This window comes from Nonomuraea sp. NPDC005730 (assembly GCF_040630865.1).
GTDB lineage: Bacteria > Actinomycetota > Actinomycetes > Streptosporangiales > Streptosporangiaceae > Nonomuraea.
Window position 1 is genome coordinate 196,026 of record NZ_JBEXYK010000008.1, and the last position, 18,564, is coordinate 214,589.

Consider the following 18,564-nt stretch of genomic DNA (forward strand, 5'->3'; position numbering starts at 1 on the left):
CGCCGACCGTTCGACGGCGGACGAAGTATGGCCGCGCCACCGGTCAAGCCGACGGTCACGCCGCCAGCCGCTGCGGGCTCTCGGGCTGCACGGGCGCCCCGGTGGCCCGCGTGCCCTCGGTCCGTACGGCGGCGCGGCCCGGCGCGCAGGCCAGCGCCATGGCGACGACGAGCACGATCTCGGCCAGCACCAGCCCCCGTTCGAGCAGCCCGTAGTAGGCCTCACCGCCGATCAGCGAGGAGGTGACGGCGGCCGGGTGGGCCGCCAGGTACGCGACCAGCGCCAGCCCGGAGGTCACGCTCAGGGCCTTGACCGCGCTCCAGCGCGCGGCCGCCGCCCGCCCCCTGGCCAGGGTCCAGCCGGCGACCGGCAGCGCGGTGAAGACCACGGCCGCCGACCAGCGGTGGATCTCCCCGCCGAGAGTGCTGAGGTCCGACATGCCGGGATCGGTGGGGAAGATGGCGCTGAGCATCAGCCCGGCCGCCCCCGCCAGCAGCAGCACGCGGGCGGCGGCGGTCCGCCCCGGCTCCCGGGCGGCCAGCCCGTACGCCAGCGACAGACAGGCGGCGGCCAGCGCGAGCGTCCCGGCCAGCACCGGCAGCATGCCGCCGGGGACGAGCGCGTAGTCGCTGATCAGCGGCTGCTCGGGCAGGGTCACCTGCGCGTAGCCGAGGGCGGCCACCGCGGTCACGGCGCCGGCCACGGGAGCCAGCACGGCACGCCAGGTCATCGGGCCACCTCGTCGTAGATCTGCTCGAAGCGGGCGAGCGACACCTGGTCGTCGTGGGTGAGCGCCAGCGCCCGGCTCGCGTTGCCCAGGCGGGCGCGCAGGTCGTCGTCGGTCAGGACGGCGGTCAGGTGCCTGGCCAGCGCGACCACGTCGCCCGGCTGGTAGAGGTAGCCGTTGCCGTCCACCAGGTGCGGCAGGGCCATCGCGTCGGCGGCCACGACGGGCAGGCCGGACGCCATGGCCTCCAGCGTGGCGATGCTCTGCAGCTCGGCGACGCCCGGCATGGCGAACACGTCGGCGGCGGCGAACGCCTGCGGCATGCTCTCGTCGGGCACGAACCCGACGAAGAACACCCGGTCGCCCACCCCGATGCGCTTGGCCAGCTTCTCCAGCTCCATCCGCTGGTTGCCGCGGCCCACGAACGCCACCTGCGCGTCGGTCTCGTTGAGCACGAGGGGCAGCGCGCGGATCAGCTCGTCGAGGTGCTTCTCCTCGTCCAGGCGGCCCACGAACAGGGCGGTCGGCCGGTCGGGCAGCGCGAACCGCCGGCGCGCCCACGACTTGGGCTCGGCGTGCGGGTGGAACCTGCCCAGGTCGATGCCGCACGAGACGGCCTCGACGTCACGGGAGAAGCCCTGGTCGGACAGGAGCTTGGCGGCCAGCGGGGTCGGCGTGGTGATGTGGTCGGCGCGCTTGAAGATCCGGCTGAAGTCGCGCCAGGCCAGCCGGCCTGCCCTGGCCCGCAGCGTCTCGGGGACGTGCCCGAACTGGAAGAGGTTGTCGGGCATGAAGTGGTTGGTGGCCACGACCGGCACGCCGCGGCGCCGGGCGGCGGCGATGGCGGCCCGGCCGACCACGAAGTGGCCCTGGGTGTGCAGCACGTCCGGGTCGATGTCGGCGACCAGCCGGTCGAGCCTGGTCGGCACGGTGACCCGCATGGTCGGGTGCACCAGCAGCGGGGCCGAGCGCAGCCGGTGGACGACCACGCCGTCCACCACGTCGGCGCTGGCCGGGCCGGCCTCCGACTGGCACACCACGTGCACCTCGTTGCCGCGCGCGGCCAGGCCGGTGGCCAGGCGGTGGGTGAAGTAGGCGGCGCCGTTCACGTCGGGGGGATAGGTGTCGGTCGAGATCAGGACGCGGCGGGGACGTTCGGGGGCGGGGGCGAGCTGGGCGTGGTCGGTGACGTTGCGCAGGGGCATGGCCATGACGGTGACTCCGCTTTCACAAGGGGGGACGGCTGGGGGAGGGCCGATGGACGAACAGGGGGTTTCGGTCAGGGGAGGGGATCAGGCGAGGTCGTTGCGCGCCTCCAGCGGGGACGTCCGGGCCAGGGCGACCGTGCCCGCCGCGGTCAGGGCGGCGGCCGCGATCGGCGCGAGGCCGGACGGCAGCGGCTCGCCGAGCAGCAGTGCCCCGAAGGCCACCGCCGTGAGCGGGTCGGCGATCTGCAGCGAGGCGAAGGAGACGCCGAAGTGCCCGACGGCGTAGGCGCGTTGCAGCATCACCAGCGCCAGCAGCAGCGGGACCGGCAGGGCCAGCAGGTACCACCAGTTCCAGCCGCCGTCCACGAGCACGCGCATGAGCGTGGCGGTCGCGCCGTACAGGACGCCGGAGCCCGTGGCGAGCAGCGCGGCCCGGCCGGCGGGGGAGGCCGCCTTCGAGCCCGCCCACAGCAGCACCGCCGCGACACCGGCCACGGCGAGCAGGGTGAGCACGCCCGTGGGCGCCAGGTACGTCGGCCCGTCGGACTCCGGCACCAGCAGCACCAGGCCGATCAGCCCGGCCGCGACCACGCCCGCCGCGGCCAGCTCCTTGCGGGAGGGCCGGCGGCCGTGCAGCGCGGCGGTGATGGGCAGCGCGAACAGCAGGCTGGCCACCCCCATCGGCTGCACCACGGTCAGCGGGCCGAGCCCGAGGGCGACGATGTGCAGGCCGCCGCCCGTCACGATGGAGGCGCCGCCGAGCAGCCAGCGCGGCCTGCGCGGCAGGGTCAGCAGCGCGGGCTTCGCCGAGCCCGCCGCCTCGAACTGCTGCAGCGCGGCCCCGAGCGCGAAGAACAGCGAACCGACCAGCGCGATCGCCGCGGCCAGCACACTCATGCGCACTCCTTTCAGACGGATGGTTGCCGGGCAGGGTCAAACGGACGTGTCCACCGGAAGGCGTTCCGGGGAAGGCTGGGTGGCGCGCCGCTTCCTGGCCCACCGCACCAGCTCGACGAGCCCGGTGATCGACAGCGCGATGCCGAGGCCCAGCAGCAGGCCCTTGATCGGGTCGTTCTCGAAGGCCATGCCGCCGAAGAAGCCGATCAGCCCGGAGTACACCGCCCACGAGCCGGCCGCGATGGCGTCGAAGAACGTGAACGAGCGCAGCGGATGCCCCACGGCGCCCATGGTCAGCGTCGTCGCGGTCCGCCCGCCGGGGATGTACCTGGCCACGACCAGCACCAGCCCGCCCCGCTCGGCCAGCGCGCCACGCGCCCAGACGAACGCCTTCTTGCCCCGCAGCCGCCCCGCCGACCGGTTGCCGATCAGGTACGACACGTGGTCGCCGGCGAACGCGCCGAGCGCCGAGACCAGGATCACCAGGGCCAGGTTGGTCTGGCCGGAGGCGGCGAACACCGCCGCGGTGATGACCGACGTCTCGGCGGGCACGATGGGGAAGAAGCCGTCGAGCAGCGCCAGGGCGAACAGCGCCACGTACAGCCATGGCGATGACATCACCTGCTGGACCAGGTCGAGAATGGCGTGCGACATATGCGTGGACTCCGATCGTCAGGGCACTCACAAAGCCTGTCGGTGTGAGCGGACCGGGGACATCGGGGATGCCCCCGGTCGAACGCGGGCCCGTCCCCTAGGAGGGTCAGGGCCGCCTACCCCATGAAGGTAGAAATTCCGCAGGTCATGGCACATCGGACCATCGGCACGCGCCACCCCCTACTTTCGTCAGGGGCGGACGTGCGACTTCCGCGTGACACCCACGATCAAACCGGTTGCGCGCTCCAGAAACAGGAGAGGAGGTATCCGCCTTTCAGGTGGGGTTAGCCCCACCGTGATCGCTGCACCAGGCACCACCCTGACTTTCGTCAGGGGCGCCGCATGACCTTCGGGCGGGACCGGCCCCGTCCGGCGGCGGATAACGTCGGTGCGTGAACCGTCTGCGTCGTGAGAACCGCCGTCAGGTCGTCCTCGACCTGCTGCTGTGGGCCGTGCTGGGCATCTTCGTGACCGCCATGGGCCCCGACCCGTTCGTCGAGCCGGCCGGGTTCGTGTTGGTGACGCTGCCCAGGGTGGGACTGGCCGCGCTGGCCGTGCTCGTGGGCCGGGCCTGGCCGCTGGCGGCGCTGGTGCTGCTGCTGCCGCTCGGCCCGTGGACCTTCACCGAGGGCTTCGCGACGGTGGACCTGACGTGGCTGCTGCCCCGGCGCAACGTGAAGATCCTGCCGCTGCTCGCGACCTCGCCGTTCATCATCTGGTACGCCTACCTCACCGGCCGGCGCATGACCCGGTTGTGGCCCGCGGGGGCCGTGTTCTGCCTGATCGCGGCCGTCGGTTGCGGGGTCGTGCTGGTCCATGGCGGTGACCTGGCGCTGTGGGTGTCGATGGGCACCGGGCTGGTCGGCACGTACCTGGTGCCGTACCTGCTGGGGCTGCTCCGGCGGGGCGTGCTCCAGCAGCGGCGGCAGGCGCGGTTGTCGGTCGAGGCGCAGGCGCGGCTGCGCGAGCGGGCCAGGATCGCCCGTGAGATGCACGACTCGCTCGGCCACGACCTGGCGCTGATCGCGGTCCGCGCCGGCGGGCTCGAACTCGCCCCCGGCCTCGGCCCGGCCCAGGTCAAGGCGGCCGGCGAGCTGCGCGTGGCGGCGGCCGACGCGACCGAGCGGCTGCGTCAGATCATCGGCCTGCTGCGCGAGGACGCCGAGGAGGCCCCGCTGTCCCCGGTGGGCGAGGACGTCGCCGAGCTGGTCGGCCGGGCCAGGGACTCCGGCATGTCGATCACCCTGGAGCTGGCGCCGGGGGCGTCGTCGGAGCTGGCGCACGCCGTCGTCCAGGAAGGGCTGACGAACGCGGCCAAGCACGCGCCGGGGGCGGCGGTCGCCGTGTCGGTCGCGCCGCACCGGGTGGTCGTGCGCAACGGCCCGCCGAGCTCGCGTCCCAGCGCCCGGCGCGGCGGGCTGGGCCTGGCGGGCCTGCGCGAGCGCGTACGGCTGGCCGGCGCCACGCTGATCGCGGGCCCCGACGGCGACGGCTTCCGCCTGGCCGTCGAGCTCCCCCGCGAGGGGGAGGCGGATCCCCGCCGCTCGGGAGGGGACCGGCCCGCCTGAGGCGCACGATCGGGGCATGACAGAACAGCGAGCGGGCATCGGCCGGCTCACCGCCGCGATCGTGGCGGTCGCCGCCACGCTGCCCTACCTCACGATCAAGACGCTCTGGCTGACCGGCGACCCCGTCGGCGTCTCCGACCCGGCGCTCATGGACAACGGGCAGATGCTCGGGATGAACGCGCTGACCTTCGCCATGGAGGCCGCCGGGCTGCTGCTGGCGCTGGCCTTCACCATGCGCTGGGGCATGCGGCTGCCCGCCTGGCTGGTGCTGCTGCCGCTCTGGGTGGGCACCGGCCTGCTGTCGGTGCTGGCCGTGACGACCCCGCTGATCGTGCTGATCGGCGGCCTGGCGATCTTCAGCGGCGGCCCGATCCAGACCTGGGTCTATTTGGTCGTCTACGGCGGTTTCATCACCCTCGGCGTCGCCCTCATGACGGCCTTCGCCCTCTACGCCCGCGACCGCTGGCCGGCCGTCTTCGTCACCCCGGTCAAGCTGCCGTTCCCGAGCGCGACCAGGTCGTTCCAGGAGGTGGTGGCGTGGGGCGCGCTCCTGGTGGCGACCGCCGTCGCGGTGCTGCGCGTCGTCATGGCGTTCGACGGGACCGTCCAGGCCGTCCAGAACGGGCTGAAGGGCCTGCTCGCGGTGGGCGGGGCGGCCGCGCTGGTGGCCCTGGTCAGGCGGCGCGGGAACGGTCCGTTCTGGCGGCCGCTGGTGCTGGCCTGGCTGGGGTCGGGCTCGCTGTTCGGCTGGGGGCTGTTCTCGATGATCGTCAGGTCCACGGGCGGCCCCCTGGCCTACGGCGGCACGGGCGTCGCGGACTTCGCCGAGCTGTTCGGCATGCTGACCGGGCTGGTGATGGGGATGTGTGGAGCGTTCCTGCTGGCCGAACGGTCAGGCGTGGGCCACGTGCAGCCTGGCCAGGACGCGCTTGAAGGCCAGGATCGAGAACGTGATCGCCAGCCCGCTGATCACGGCCACCGCTGAGGTGCGCAGCACCATGAACGCGCCGAGCGAGCCCTCCAGCTTCTCGTAGACGGCCAGGAAGATGCTCAGCGTCGAGTTGGCCAGCAGCACGAACGCCCACAGCAGCGTGATCCTGGCGAAGAACCTGCGCACCCGCTCGTGCTTGAGCACGGCCGACGGCAGGTGGATGTAGTCGAGGGTGAGCTTCTGCACCAGCGGCCGGTCGAGCCGGACGGAGGCCAGGAAGACCATGCTGATGCAGATCGTGCCCAGCTCCGGCTGGATGAAGAACCACATCCAGGTGCCCGTCCAGAACGACACCAGGGCCCGTACCGTGATCGCGAACGCGGCCAGGAACATGGTGGCGGGCACCTTGACCCCTCTGACCAGCCGCCAGGCCACGCCGAGGTACACCCAGGAGACCGTGGCCACCAGGGCCCACTTGAAGCCCAGCACGACCATGGCGAGGTAGAACACCAGCAGGGGGGCGACCACGCCTTCGAGCAGGCGGGGGGCCGCCTGACGGGCGAGCGCGGTCAGACGGGGGAGTGCGACCGGATGGTGGTTCAAGGCTGCTCCGCAGATAGGCCGACGATCAGCGTCTACCCGGGCTTCGGGGGTCCAGGCTTGCCGGATGGACCGGTCGTCGTCACCCGCCGGGTGTGACTCCGAAGGCCGGTGGCCTACCGTACCGGAGCCCGGCGAGTAGGACTGCCGCTTTTGCCGCGTTCCATCTGTTCCATACGAAACCAGCTCACCCTTGAACCTGGCTTTCAGCCGAGTGACGCCGTGGCGAGCTTGGCGCCGAACCCGAGGAACAGCGCGCCGACGCCCGAGGTCAGGCCCGCGCTCAGCTTCTTGTGCCGGCGGAACTGGCCGGCCAGGAACGTGCCGGAGAAGATCAGCGTGGTGAGGTAGAGCACGCTGAAGATCTGGATCACCGCGCCCAGGATGAGGAACGACAACCAGGGCGCGCTGTACCCGGGGTCCACGAACGGGATGAAGAACGACAGGAAGAACAGGATCGCCTTCGGGTTCAGCAGGCTGATCGTCAGGGCCTTGCGGAACGGCCGCGCCTGCCGCAGGGGGGCCGCCCCGGCGTCGTCCGCCGCCGCCGGACCGGCCCGCCAGGCCCGTACCGCGCCGCGGATCATCTGGAAGCCGAGCCAGGCCAGGTAGGCGGCGCCGACGTACTTGACGACGGTGAACAGCGCGGGCGTCGCGCGCAGCAGCGACGCGGCCCCGGCGGCGGCGAGCACCATCAGGACGGTGTCGCCGAGGAACACGCCCGCCGCCGCCCGGTAGCCCTGCCGGACGCCGTGCTGGGCGGCGAAGCTGAGGACGTACAGGGAGTTCGGGCCGGGGAGCAGCACGATGAAGAAGGCGCCGACGACGTAGGTCCAGATGTCCGTGATACCGAAGAACACGCTTAACGGTATCGCGTGATATGTGCCGATTTAGTCGGCTGGGGCCTGCACTTTGCGGCGCTGATGCCTATTGACCCAGTAGGGATACTCGTGAATATCTGATGTCATGGCTCTCTGGACCCCCGACCCCACGTTCTACCCCTCCCCGCGCGACGCCGTCGAGGCCCCCGTGGAGAAGCTGGCCTACGTCGCCGCCTTCGACCGGTCGGCGAACCGTCCGGACGCGCTGGCCGTGCTCGACACCGACCCCGCCTCCCCGGCCTACGGCACGGTCATCGGCTGGACCGACCTGCCCGGCACCGGCGACGAGCTGCACCACTTCGGCTGGAACGCCTGCAGCAGCGCACTGTGCCCCAACGCGCCGCACCCGCACGTCGAGCGGCGCTACCTGGTCGTCCCCGGCCTGCGCTCCTCGCGCATCCACATCTACGACACCAAGGACCGGGTCAGCCCCGAGCTGGTCAAGGTGATCGACGCCGAGTCGCTGGCCAGGCGGGCGGGCTACTCCCGCCCGCACACCGTCCACTGCGGCCCCGAGGGCCTGTACGTCTCGGCGCTCGGCGGCGCGGACGGCGCCGAGGGCCCCGGCGGGATCGCCGTCCTCGACCACACCTCCTTCGAGGTGCTCGGCCGGTGGGAGCTGGACCGCGGGCCGCAGTACCTCGCCTACGACTTCTGGTGGCACATCAACCACGACGTGCTGATCACCTCGGAGTGGGGCACCCCGTCCATGATCGAGGACGGCGTGGTCGGCGAGCTGCTGCTCGGCCGCAAGTACGGCCACAAGCTGCACTTCTGGGACCTGCGCAAGCGCCGGCACGTGCAGGAGGTGGACCTGGGCGACCAGCATCAGATGCCGCTGGAGCTGCGCCCCGCCCACGACCCCACCCGCCTGTACGGCTTCGTCGGCGTGGTCACCAGCGTGGAGGACCTGTCGGCCTCCGTCTGGTTGTGGTTCCACGAGGACGGCCGCTGGCAGGCGCGGAAGGTCATCACCATCCCCGCAGAACCGGCCGACCCCGCCCTGCTGCCGCCCGTGCTGCAGCCGTTCGCCGCCGTGCCGCCGCTGGTCACCGACATCGCCCTCGCCGTGGACGACCAGCGCCTGTACGTCTCGTGCTGGGGCACCGGCGAGCTGAAGCAGTACGACGTGTCGGACCCGTACAAGCCGGTCGAGCTGGGCTCCCTGCGGATCGGCGGCATCACCCGGCGCACTCCGCACCCCGCCGAGCCCGGCCTCCCGCTGCGCGGCGGCCCCCAGATGGTCGAGGTGAGCCGCGACGGCCGCCGCGTCTACCTCACCAACTCCCTGTACGGCTCCTGGGACGACCAGTTCTACCCCGAGGGCGTCGGAGCCTGGCTCGCCAAGGTCGACGCCGCCTCGTTCACCTTCGACACCGCCTTCTTCCCCCACGGCGACGCCTTCCGCGGCCTGCGCCCCCACCAGGTACGCCTCCAGGGCGGCGACGCCTCCTCCGACTCCTACTGCTACCCGTGACCATGCCCGCCATGAGCACCGCGACGGTCCTGCTGCTGGGGGCCTTCCACGGCCTGAACCCGGCCATGGGCTGGCTCTTCGCGGTGGCCCGCGGCCTGCAGGAGCGCAGCCGCGACCTGCTGCTCCAGTCGATCCCCGTGATCGCCCTGGGCCACCTGGCGTCGGTGGCCCTGGTCGCCCTCGTGGTGGCCGTGACCGGCTCCCTCATGACGGGCGCGGCGCTGCCGGTGGCGGGCGGGCTGGTGCTGGTGGCGTTCGGGCTGTGGCGGCTGCTGTCCACCCGCCACTTCCGGTGGGTGGGCATGCGCCTGTCGCTCGCCCAGCTCGCCGGCTGGTCCTTCCTGATGTCGTCGGCCCACGGCGCCGGGCTCATGCTGCTGCCCGTACTCACCGGGCTGCGCGCGGAGGGCCACCCGGGGCACGCCGTCTCAGGCGGACTGGCGGTGGCGGCCCTCCACACGCTGGCCATGTTCGTGGTGGCCGGCGTCGTGGCCCTGGTGGTCTACGAGGTGCTCGGCCTGACGATCCTGCGCCGCGCCTGGTTCAACGTGGACCGCATGTGGGCCGCCGCCCTGATCGCCGCCGGCCTCCTCACCCTCCTCCAAGCCTGACCCGAACACCTCGCCGAGACAGTCGGCGTGGACGGCCCGGTCGATCCAGGTTTCGAGGACGGCGATGTCCGTGCAGGCGGTGACCCTCTCCCGCACATCATCGGGCACCTCCAGGCCTCGCCCGTCCAGCAGCCGCAAGAGCCCCCTGGTCATGCCCCTGGCTGTCATGGCCTCCGCCGCGCCTTCGGCGCGCAGCATCTCGGCGTACTCGGAGCGGTAGCGGTACGTCATGGCCGCCCGTCAGCCCTGTTCCGGTTGCTCGTCGTCAATCCCGAAGATGTCGGAGAGGCTGGTGGCGTGGACGGCCCTGTCGATCCAGGTGTCAATGACGGTGGTGTCGGTGCAGGAGAGGACGCGCTCACGCACGACGTCGGGGACCACTACGCCACGACGGTCGAGCATCCGCAGCAGCGCTTTGGCTTCGCCCTCGGCTCTGCCCTCGGCGCGCAGCATCTGGGCGTACTCGGACTGGTAGCGGTAGGTCTTGGTCGCCATCAGGTCTCTCCAGATTCGTCGGGCGTCGGTGTTTCCGAGGCCTACTTCGGTTTGTTCGGCGATGTGTCCCGCGCTGGTGGTGTCGGTGGTGTCCAAGGCGTCTGCCAGGACTTCCAGTATGGCAGTGACCTCCTGGGAACGGGCGTGGGTCAGCGCCGAGAACATGGTGAGCACCACGTCGTTCACCGCCTCGGCGAGGTCGTCGATCACGGGGATGTTGTGCGGGCCCACGACGACCGCCCGGACGGACAGCGTCGGCCAGTCCGGCAGGCCGATCGTCTTCGGAAGGGCGGCCCAGCCGGCGGTCGCCTCGTCCTGGCAGATCACCAGCAGCGTCACCGGGCAGGCGAACTTGACGTGCACGTGGCTGATGTAGTGCGCCCAGGCGGCGGTCTTGCGGTCGTCGGGCTTGGACTGCGACTCGGTGATGACCACGTGCTGTCCTTCCAGGGACGTGAACATCATGATCGTGTCGGCGCGCCGCTCGATCGGCTTGATCTCGGTCAGATCGGTGTCCACCACCGCGACCTCGGTCGGTGACGGGAAGGGGATGTCGAGCACCTTGAAGACGCTCGTGCAGAGCTCTGGATTGTCACGGAAGTCGCGGTGCAGCGCCTCGTGCTGGGAGGAGATCACGAGCGGAACGTTAGCGATCGATGACGTTGCGTGTCCGCGAAAACGGATGGCAGGCGCGTGGCGGTGGAAAGAGTTCATCCCTGGGAGGAAACGGGCGGGAGAAAGGTCTCTACCGGAGCATGTGCGCAGGCAGGGCAGGATGTGGTACGTGCGGATATCCATCCTGGGGCCGTTGGAGGTCGAGGGCGACGGGGGACCGGTCGTGGTCGGCGGTCTCCGGCTGCGGGCGCTGCTGGCCGTGCTGGCGCTCGAAGCGGGCCGTACGGTCACCGCGGAGCGGCTGATCGACGTGCTCTGGCCGCACGAGCCGCCCGCCAACGCGGCCAACGCGCTGCAGACGCTGGTCAGACGGCTGCGGGCGGCGCTCAGGCCGGACGAGGTGATCGACAGCCGCCCCGGCGGGTACGCCCTCGCGCTCCCCGCCGAACAGGTGGACGCGCTGGCGTTCCGGCGGCTGGCGGGCGAGGACGCCGACCGGGCGCTGGCGTTGTGGCATGGGGCGGCGCTGGCGGATCTCACGTCGGTCCCGTACCTGGCCGACGCGGCGACCGCCCTGGAGCAGGAGCGGCTGGCGGCGGTCGAGGCCAGGGCCGAGCGCCTGCTGGCGGCCGGGCGGCCGGTCGAGCTCGCCGCCGAGGTGACGGCGCACCCGTTGCGCGAGCGGCTGGTCGCGCTGGCCATGCGCGGGCTGGCCGCGTCCGGACGGCAGGCCGAGGCGCTGGAGCTGTTCGAACGCACCCGCCACCGGCTGGCCGACGAGCTGGGCGTCGATCCCGGCGCCGAGCTGCGGGCCGCGCACCTGGCGGTGTTGTCGGCGGAGCCGCGCCCGGTCGCGTGGCCGAGGAGCCGGCCGAAGGGCAACGTACGCAAGCCGCGCACCAGCTTCATCGGCCGGGAGGCCGAGCTCGGACGGCTCACCGGCCTGCTCCGCCACGACAGGCTCGTCACGCTCGTAGGGCCGGGCGGCGCGGGCAAGACCAGGCTGGCGACCGAGGCAGCCCTCCAACTGGCCACCGCCCCCCGCACCGAACCCCGCATCGAGGCGGCCCTCCGGCCGGCCGGCGAACCCTCCGCACCTCGGACGGCAGGCGAGCCCCGCGGCCGGCGGCCGGCCGCGGCGTGGATGGTGGAGCTGGCCTCGGTCAGCGACCCGGCCGGCGTGCCCGGTGCCGTGCTCGACGCGCTCGGCCTGCGCGACGACCGCCCCGGCTACCGCCCGCCCGAGGCGGCCAAGGACGTGGTCGAGCAGGTCGCCGAGGCACTGGGCGAACGGCCCGCGCTGGTCGTGCTGGACAACTGCGAGCACGTGGTGACGGCCGCGGCCGTGCTGGTCGAGCGGCTCCTCGACGAGTGCCCCGAGCTGCGGGTGCTGGCCACCAGCAGGGAGCCGCTCAACGTGCCGGGCGAGCGGCTGCTGCCCCTCCCGCCGCTCGAACCACCGCCGCTCGGGGCCGGGCCCGCCGAGGCGGCGGCGTACCCGTCGGTGCGGCTGCTGGTCGACCGGGCGGCGGCGGCCCGGCCGTCGTTCGCCGTGGACGAGGGCAACGCGGCGGCCGTGGTCGCGCTCTGCCGCAGGCTCGACGGCATGCCGCTGGCCATCGAGCTGGCCGCCGCCCGGCTGCGTACGATGACGCCGCGCCAGCTCGCCGACCGGCTGGACGACAGGTTCAGGCTGCTCGACGGCGGCAGCCGTACCGCGCTGCCGCGCCAGCAGACGCTGCGGGCGGTCGTGGAGTGGAGCTGGGACCTGCTCGACGAGCGGGAATGCGTGCTGGCCCGGCGGCTCGGCGTGTTCGCCGGCGGCGCGACCCTGGAGGCCGTCGAGGAGGTGTGCGGCGGCACGGCCGACGTCCTCGGCGCGCTGGCCGACAAGTCCCTGGTGCGCCTGTCGCCCGAAGGCCGCTACGCGATGCTGGAGACCATCCGCGCCTACGCCCTGGAACGCCTGGCCGAGGCGGACGAGACCGCCGAGTACCGCGACCGGCACGCCCGCCACCTGCTCGACCTGGCCGAACGCGCGGTGCCCGAGCTGCGCACCGCCACGCAGGTGCAGTGGATCGAACGGCTGGCGGCAGAACGCGACGACTTCGCGGCGGCGCTGCGCTGGCTGATCGACCGGCGCGACGCCGGGCCCGCGCTGCGGCTGTGCGGGGCGCTCAACTGGTACTGGTGGATGTGCGGCTACCGCCGGGAGAGCGCGGTGTGGGCCAGGCAGGCGCTCGACCTGGCCGGGGACACGCCGCCGCCGGGGCTCGCGGCGGCGTACACGTCCTGCATGTTCGCCTACGGCGTCGACGTGTTCGGGACGATCAGCAACGACCGCGCGGCCATGCTGGAGTTGTCGGTCCGGATGGAGGAGCTGGTGGAGCGGGCGGTCCGGGAGGGGCCGGTGCACCCGCTGCTGCTGATCAGCAGGGTCGTCATGGCCGCGGCGGCCGGCCAGGACGAGCGGGCGGCCACGCTGATCGGCGACTACGCCGGCAGCGACGACCTGTGGTTGTCGTCCGCCGCCCTGATGATCGGCGGCCGGATGCAGGCGGGGGGAGAGCGGGAGCTGGAACGGGCGGTCGAGGGGTTCAGGCGGCTCGGCGACCGCTGGGGGCTGAGCGAGGCGCTGCTGGGGCTGGCCGACCTGCGGGCCGAGCGCGGCGCGAGCACCGACGACCTGATCGCCGAGACCAGATCGCTGACCAGCGAATGGGTCAGCGACGACGAGTCGATCTCCACCCTGATCCGGCTCGCCCAGCTCCGCCTGCGGGTCGACGACCTGGACGGCGCGGGCGCCGACCTCGCCATGGCCAGGTCCCGGGTGGGCGAGGAGACGTCGCCGTGGACGCTGGTGCTGCTCGGCCTGGGCGAGGCCGCGTACCAGGCGCAGCGCGGCGACCTGGACGGCAGCCTGGCGATCTACCGGGACATGGACGGTGTCGTGGCCGCGGCTCCCCGGGTGCCGCAGCTCACGGCGGTGTACCTGACCTCCTACGGCCGGGCGCTGGCCCGCGCCGGCGACCTGGCGGCCGCGCTGGCCCGGCACCGCCAGGCGCTCGACGTCCTCGGCGACGTCAGCCCGGACCGGCCGCTGCTGTCGATGACGCTGGCCGGGTTCGCGCTGGCGGCGCAGGCCGCGGGCGACCAGGAGCGGGCGGCGGTGCTGTTCGGCGGGGCGTCGGCGGTCGTCCCCCAGGACACCTCGCCCGACACCACGGAGGGACGCGCGGCGGCCAGGAGGGCCCTCGGGGAGGAGCTCTTCGAACGCCGTTTCGCCGAGGGCGCCGCCCTGCCACTGGCCGAGCTCTACTCGATGGTCGGCAGCACCACGTAGGAGGGCGCGTGCAGCGTGGTCGTGCCCTTGTCCGGGTTCCGGGCGAAACGCGGGAAGTTGGAGCCGGCCACGTCGATCCTGATCCGGTGGCCGGGGCGGAAGAGGTTCGAGGTCCAGCCCAGGGGCACCCTGACCGCGGCCGGCTCGCCCGGCGTCAGGCCGGTGACCCTGGCGACGCCGTCGATCAGCAGCTCGGCGCGGCCGTCGGGGTGCACGTCGATCAGCTTGGCGGTCACGTCGGCGCTGGGCGCGGTGGCGGAGACCAGCGCGACCAGCTCGACGTGCCCGCTCACCTCGACGGCGGCGGACAGCGGTTCCGTCCGGTGCCGCAGGACGTCGTCGCGGCCGTCCAGCGGGCGCTGGTCGAGCGGGCCGAACGCGTCGAACGTCATGACCGCCCCGCCCACCGTCGGCACGGGATCCGCGGGGTCGGCGGTGAAAGCGCCGCCGCCCGCGTTCTGCCCGTGGACGGCGGGCTCGCGGGTGAGCGTGCCGCCGGCGCCCAGGTGGTACGGCACCGGCCGGGCCCGTGTGAGCGGCCAGGACTCCTCGTCCCGCCACTCGTCGGCCCCCATCACGAAGATCTTCACCGGCGTCGTGTCCCGGGCGGGCGCGCCGCGCAGCCAGTGGCCGAACCAGTCCAGGTGGATGCCGGTCCAGTCGACGGCGTCCTGGCTCGCGCGGTCGCCGTAGTCGCGGCCGCAGATGTCCCGGTCGTGGCTGATGTGGCTCCACGGCCCGACGATCAGCCGGCGCGGCCCGCGCAGGCGCAGGTAGTGCTCGATCGAGCCGGCGCTGAAACAGTCGTACCAGCCGGTGCTGACCAGCGCGGGCACCTCGATCGCGGCGTGGTCCACGACGGCCTCGCGCCACAGCGGGTCGGCCGGGTCGGCGGCGTCCACGCAGGTGGCGTAGCAGGGCACGAGCTCGGCCAGCAGCGGCTGGTCGCTCGGCGGAAGGCGTTCGGACAGCTCCTGGAGGGTCTCGGCGATCCGGTCCGGCATGCCGATCGCCGCCAGGTACGCCTCCTTGTCCCGCGCCGTGGCGAGCCCGGCCGCGATCCGGCGGTCCAGCTCCCGCACGGCCAGGACGACCACGCTGACGGTGAGGAAGACGTTGAGGTTGGCGACGCCGCCCGGCTGGTGGACGCATTCGTACAGGCCGAGGGGGGAGACGTGGGGCGCGATGGCCCGCAGCCCTTCGGGGCGTTCCTGGGCGGCCAGCAGCTGGGTGATCGCCAGGTAGGAGTCGCCGTACATGCCGACGTTCCCGTCGGACCAGGGGCGCGTGGCCGCCCAGCGGACCGCGTCGTGGCCGTCGGCGGCCTCGCCCCGCAGGAAGCGGAACTCGCCCTGGGAGGAGCCGGTGCCGCGGACGTCCTGGAGGCACACGGCGTATCCGGCCGCCACCAGGCGCTCGACGTCGAGGTGGTGCCCGGCGCTCGGCACGGCCCTGCCGTAGGGGGTGCGGCTCAGCAGGACGGGCCGGGGCGCGTCGCCCTCGGGACGCCAGAGCGTCGCCACGAGTTCGACGCCGTCGCGGGTGGTCATGGTCTCGGTGGTCTCGATCATCGCACTTTCCTGTTGTAGGCACGAAGGGCGAAGGGGGCGAAGAGGGCGAGCAGCGCGGCGGCCCAGCCGAGCGTGATCCACACGTCGGACGCCGCCAGGCCGCCCACCAGGAGGCCGCGCAGCGCGCCGGCCAGGTGCGAGACGGGGTTGACGCCCATCCACCAGGTCAGCCAGCCCGGCAGGCCGGTGGCGGGGATGAAGGCGCTGCTGCCGAACGTGAGCGGCAGCAGCACGGCGGTGGCGATGCCCTGCATGGAGGCGACCGACTTGGCCACCAGCCCGATCCAGGCCGACCCCCAGCTCAGTGCCGTCACCATGAGCAGCACCAGGCCGATCCCGGCCAGCGCGCTCAGCGGATCGGTCCGCACGCGGAAGCCGACGGCGTACCCCACGGCCAGCGACATGGCGATGGTGATCAGCAGGGTCAGCAGGTCGGCCATGATGCGCCCGGCCAGCGGCGCCGACCTGGCGATCGGCATGGTCCTGAACCGGTCGAACACGCCGTTGCCGATGTCGGTGGCCAGGTTCATGCCCGTCGTGATCGTCGCCATCAGCGCGACCTGGACGAGCACGCCGGGCAGCATGTACGACACCGCGCCCGCCCGGTCGCCCCCGGCCGCCCCGCCGAACAGGTAGACGAAAATGACGATCATGAAGACGGGCTGGAGCAGCAGCCCGGCGAGCTGGCCGGGGTTGTTCCTCAGGGGGATCAGGCTGCGCCAGGCGAGCGTCAGCCCTTGGGAGAGCGCGGTGGTCATGAGCTTGCTCCGGTGAGTGTGCGGAAGACGTCGTCGAGGGAGGGCAGGCGCAGGGCGTGCTCGGCCAGCACGATCCCGGCGTCGTCCAGCCGCCTGAGCAGGTCGGGCGGCCCGGCCAGGTCGTGCACGGGCACGCTGAGCAGCCCGTCCACGGCCGTGGCGCCGAGGATCGAGCCGGCCTTCTCCAGGTCGGCGGCGTGCAGCGGCCGGACGTCCAGCCGGTGCCCACCGGCCAGCGACTTGAGCTCGGCCGGCGTGCCGCTCGCCGCCACCCGGCCGCGGTCGATGACCAGCAGGTCGTCGGCGAGCTGGTCGGCCTCCTCCAGGTACTGCGTGGTCAGCAGGACCGTCACCCCGTCCGCGACCAGCTCCCTGACCACGTCCCACAGGTCGCCGCGGGCCCGCGGGTCGAGGCCGGTCGTCGGCTCGTCGAGGAACAGGATCCGGGGCCGGCTGACCAGGCTGACCGCCAGGTCCAGCCGGCGGCGCATGCCGCCCGAGTAGCCGGCCGCCGCCCGGCCCGCCGCCTCCTCCAGGCCGAACCTGGCCAGCAGCTCGGCGGCCCTGGCCCTGGCGGCCGGCCTGGACAGGCCGAGCAGGCGGCCGACGAGCACGAGGTTCTGGGTGCCGGTCAGCTTCCCGTCGACCGAGGCGTACTGGCCGGTCAGGCCGATCAGCTCGCGGACCCGGCGGGCCTGGGTGACGACGTCGTGCCCGCCGACCGTGGCGTGGCCGGCGTCGGGGGCGGCGAGGGTGGCCAGGATGCGGACGGCGGTGGTCTTGCCCGCGCCGTTGGGGCCGAGCACGCCGAGCACGGTGCCGGTCCTGACCCGCAGGCCGACGCCGTCCAGCGCGGTCTTGTCGCCGTACCGCTTGACGAGCCCTTCCGCTTCGATCGCGTATGTCATGCCCCTACGGTCGCGGGGCGCGCTGGCAGCGCCCTGGCAGCTACCTGTCAGCCGCCGCCAGCGGCTGGACCCGGTGCGGCACGACGGTCGACAGCGCGATGACGGTGGTGCTCCGGCGCACGCCGGGGATCGTCAGCATCCGGTCGATCACCCGCTGGACGTGCTCGTTGTCACGGCCCGCGACGCGGCACCAGACGTCGCCCTGACCGGTCACGATGCAGGCTTCGAGCAGCTCGGGGATGGACTCCAGGGTCCTGGAGATGTGCTCGCGGGCGGCCTGCTCGACCTCCAGGGTGGTGAACGCCTGCACCGGGTAGCCGAGGGCGGCGGGGGACAGGTTCGGGCCGTAGTCGATGATCACGCCGTCCGCGGCCATCCGGTCCAGCCTGGCCTGTACGGTCCCCCGCGCCACCCCGAGCAGCCGGGCGATCTCCAGCAGCCCGCTGCGCGGCCGGTCGGCGACCAGGCGCAGGACGCGCAGGTCCAGATTGTCGAGCCCGCGGCGACGTGCCGGCATATTCGCCTCCCAAAAGCCGATTCGGCTGTCAGATCGGCAGCATACGGCGAGCGGTGTTGTCACAGCCGCCAGTCGTGCCGAGACTGCGGATCTTATGGAGCACCAGTTTCCGTTCGTCCCCTACCGGCCCGAACGCCACGACGCCGACGAGATGATCAAGCGCGGGGAGGAGTTCCACGCGCTGGCCGACCGGCGGCGCAGCGTGCGGTTCTTCAGCGACGAGCCGGTGCCGTACCGGTGCGTCGAGCTGGCCGTACGGGCCGCCAACACCGCGCCGTCGGGCGCGCACCAGCAGCCGTGGAAGTTCGTGGCGATCGGCGACCCGGAGACCAAGCGGCGCATCCGCGAGGCCGCGGAGGAGGAGGAACGCCGCAACTACGAGGGCGGCAGGCTGCCGCAGGAGTGGCGCGAGGCGCTGGCCCCGCTGGAGACGACCTCCGACAAGGGCTACCTGGAGGTCGTGCCGTGGCTGGTGGTGTGCTTCGCCGAGAAGTACGGCGTGCGCCCAGGGGGCCGCAAGGTCAAGCACTACTACGTCAACGAGAGCGTGGGCATCGCCTGCGGCCTGTTCATCACCGCCCTGCACGCCATGGGCCTGTCCACGCTCACCCACACCCCCAACCCGATGGCCTTCCTCAGCGAGATCTGCGAACGCCCGGCCAACGAGCGGCCCTACATCCTGTTCCCCGTCGGGTACGCCGCCCCCGACGCCGAGGTGCCTGACCTCGCCAGGAAACCGCTGGAAGAGGCCCTGATCCGGTTCGACGGAAAATTGGGCCTTTCCTAGGGCACCCATCGTCTTC

17 protein-coding genes are annotated in these 18,564 nt (G+C 72.8%); 6 read left to right on the forward strand and 11 right to left on the reverse strand.

What is annotated here, in order from left to right:
• Positions 1-55 precede the first annotated feature (55 nt).
• The 4 genes from ABZ444_RS14060 to ABZ444_RS14075 form a co-directional block, all read right to left on the reverse strand.
• Positions 56-730, reverse strand: coding sequence for a DUF998 domain-containing protein (locus ABZ444_RS14060; protein WP_357995530.1), 675 nt, complete (start codon positions 728-730; stop codon positions 56-58).
• Entirely contained in the window at positions 727-1,932 is a 1,206-nt protein-coding gene (locus ABZ444_RS14065) for a glycosyltransferase (protein ID WP_357995533.1), read from the reverse strand. Before ABZ444_RS14065 ends, ABZ444_RS14060 begins: the two co-directional genes overlap by 4 nt.
• Positions 1,933-2,019: 87 nt before the next feature.
• Complete coding sequence (locus ABZ444_RS14070; RefSeq protein WP_357995536.1) at positions 2,020-2,832, reverse strand: DMT family transporter; 813 nt, start codon at positions 2,830-2,832, stop codon at positions 2,020-2,022.
• Positions 2,833-2,868: 36 nt separating this feature from the next.
• Complete coding sequence (locus ABZ444_RS14075; RefSeq protein ID WP_357984304.1) at positions 2,869-3,486, reverse strand: DedA family protein; 618 nt, start codon at positions 3,484-3,486, stop codon at positions 2,869-2,871.
• A 392-nt stretch (positions 3,487-3,878) separates the two neighbouring features.
• Here ABZ444_RS14075 and ABZ444_RS14080 point away from each other — a divergent pair, with 392 nt between their 5' ends.
• Entirely contained in the window at positions 3,879-5,054 is a 1,176-nt protein-coding gene (locus ABZ444_RS14080; protein WP_357995539.1) for a histidine kinase, read from the forward strand.
• A 16-nt stretch (positions 5,055-5,070) separates the two neighbouring features.
• The gene (locus ABZ444_RS14085) at positions 5,071-6,039 is read left to right on the forward strand and encodes a hypothetical protein (RefSeq protein WP_357995542.1); all 969 of its coding nucleotides are present in this window, start codon (positions 5,071-5,073) and stop codon (positions 6,037-6,039) included.
• Here the strand turns inward: ABZ444_RS14085 and ABZ444_RS14090 are convergent.
• Both ABZ444_RS14090 and leuE read right to left on the reverse strand, forming a co-directional pair.
• Positions 5,947-6,588 (reverse strand): VC0807 family protein, encoded by a 642-nt coding sequence (locus tag ABZ444_RS14090; RefSeq protein ID WP_357995544.1) that lies wholly within the window; start codon positions 6,586-6,588, stop codon positions 5,947-5,949. The genes ABZ444_RS14085 and ABZ444_RS14090 overlap by 93 nt on opposite strands.
• 203 nt (positions 6,589-6,791) lie before the next feature.
• The gene (leuE, locus tag ABZ444_RS14095) at positions 6,792-7,445 is read right to left on the reverse strand and encodes a leucine efflux protein LeuE (protein ID WP_357995546.1); all 654 of its coding nucleotides are present in this window, start codon (positions 7,443-7,445) and stop codon (positions 6,792-6,794) included.
• 106 nt (positions 7,446-7,551) lie between these two features.
• Here leuE and ABZ444_RS14100 point away from each other — a divergent pair, with 106 nt between their 5' ends.
• Both ABZ444_RS14100 and ABZ444_RS14105 read left to right on the forward strand, forming a co-directional pair.
• The gene (locus tag ABZ444_RS14100; protein WP_357995549.1) at positions 7,552-8,943 is read left to right on the forward strand and encodes a selenium-binding protein SBP56-related protein; all 1,392 of its coding nucleotides are present in this window, start codon (positions 7,552-7,554) and stop codon (positions 8,941-8,943) included.
• A gap of 2 nt (positions 8,944-8,945) precedes the next feature.
• Positions 8,946-9,554: a hypothetical protein gene (locus ABZ444_RS14105; protein WP_357995611.1), complete on the forward strand. Its 609-nt coding sequence runs from the start codon at positions 8,946-8,948 to the stop codon at positions 9,552-9,554.
• 240 nt (positions 9,555-9,794) lie between these two features.
• Here the strand turns inward: ABZ444_RS14105 and ABZ444_RS14110 are convergent, their stop codons facing one another.
• Positions 9,795-10,685 (reverse strand): hypothetical protein, encoded by an 891-nt coding sequence (locus tag ABZ444_RS14110; protein ID WP_357995552.1) that lies wholly within the window; start codon positions 10,683-10,685, stop codon positions 9,795-9,797.
• Between the two features lie 148 nt (positions 10,686-10,833).
• Between ABZ444_RS14110 and ABZ444_RS14115 the strand changes: the two genes are divergently transcribed.
• Positions 10,834-14,007 (forward strand): BTAD domain-containing putative transcriptional regulator, encoded by a 3,174-nt coding sequence (locus tag ABZ444_RS14115; RefSeq protein ID WP_357995555.1) that lies wholly within the window; start codon positions 10,834-10,836, stop codon positions 14,005-14,007.
• Here the strand turns inward: ABZ444_RS14115 and ABZ444_RS14120 are convergent.
• The 4 genes from ABZ444_RS14120 to ABZ444_RS14135 are packed head-to-tail and all read right to left on the reverse strand — an operon-like array spanning position 13,980 to position 17,761.
• The gene (locus ABZ444_RS14120; protein ID WP_357995558.1) at positions 13,980-15,578 is read right to left on the reverse strand and encodes a CocE/NonD family hydrolase; all 1,599 of its coding nucleotides are present in this window, start codon (positions 15,576-15,578) and stop codon (positions 13,980-13,982) included. The genes ABZ444_RS14115 and ABZ444_RS14120 overlap by 28 nt on opposite strands.
• The gene (locus tag ABZ444_RS14125; protein WP_357995561.1) at positions 15,575-16,336 is read right to left on the reverse strand and encodes an ABC transporter permease; all 762 of its coding nucleotides are present in this window, start codon (positions 16,334-16,336) and stop codon (positions 15,575-15,577) included. The genes ABZ444_RS14120 and ABZ444_RS14125 overlap by 4 nt, the downstream gene beginning before the upstream one ends.
• Positions 16,333-17,244, reverse strand: a complete 912-nt coding sequence (locus ABZ444_RS14130; RefSeq protein WP_357995564.1) for an ATP-binding cassette domain-containing protein — start codon at positions 17,242-17,244, stop codon at positions 16,333-16,335. Before ABZ444_RS14130 ends, ABZ444_RS14125 begins: the two co-directional genes overlap by 4 nt.
• Positions 17,245-17,284: 40 nt before the next feature.
• Positions 17,285-17,761, reverse strand: a complete 477-nt coding sequence (locus ABZ444_RS14135; protein WP_357995567.1) for an Lrp/AsnC family transcriptional regulator — start codon at positions 17,759-17,761, stop codon at positions 17,285-17,287.
• Positions 17,762-17,855: 94 nt separating this feature from the next.
• On the opposite strand from ABZ444_RS14135, the gene ABZ444_RS14140 reads away from it, so the two are divergent.
• Entirely contained in the window at positions 17,856-18,548 is a 693-nt protein-coding gene (locus tag ABZ444_RS14140) for a nitroreductase family protein (protein WP_357995570.1), read from the forward strand.
• Positions 18,549-18,564: the final 16 nt, after the last annotated feature.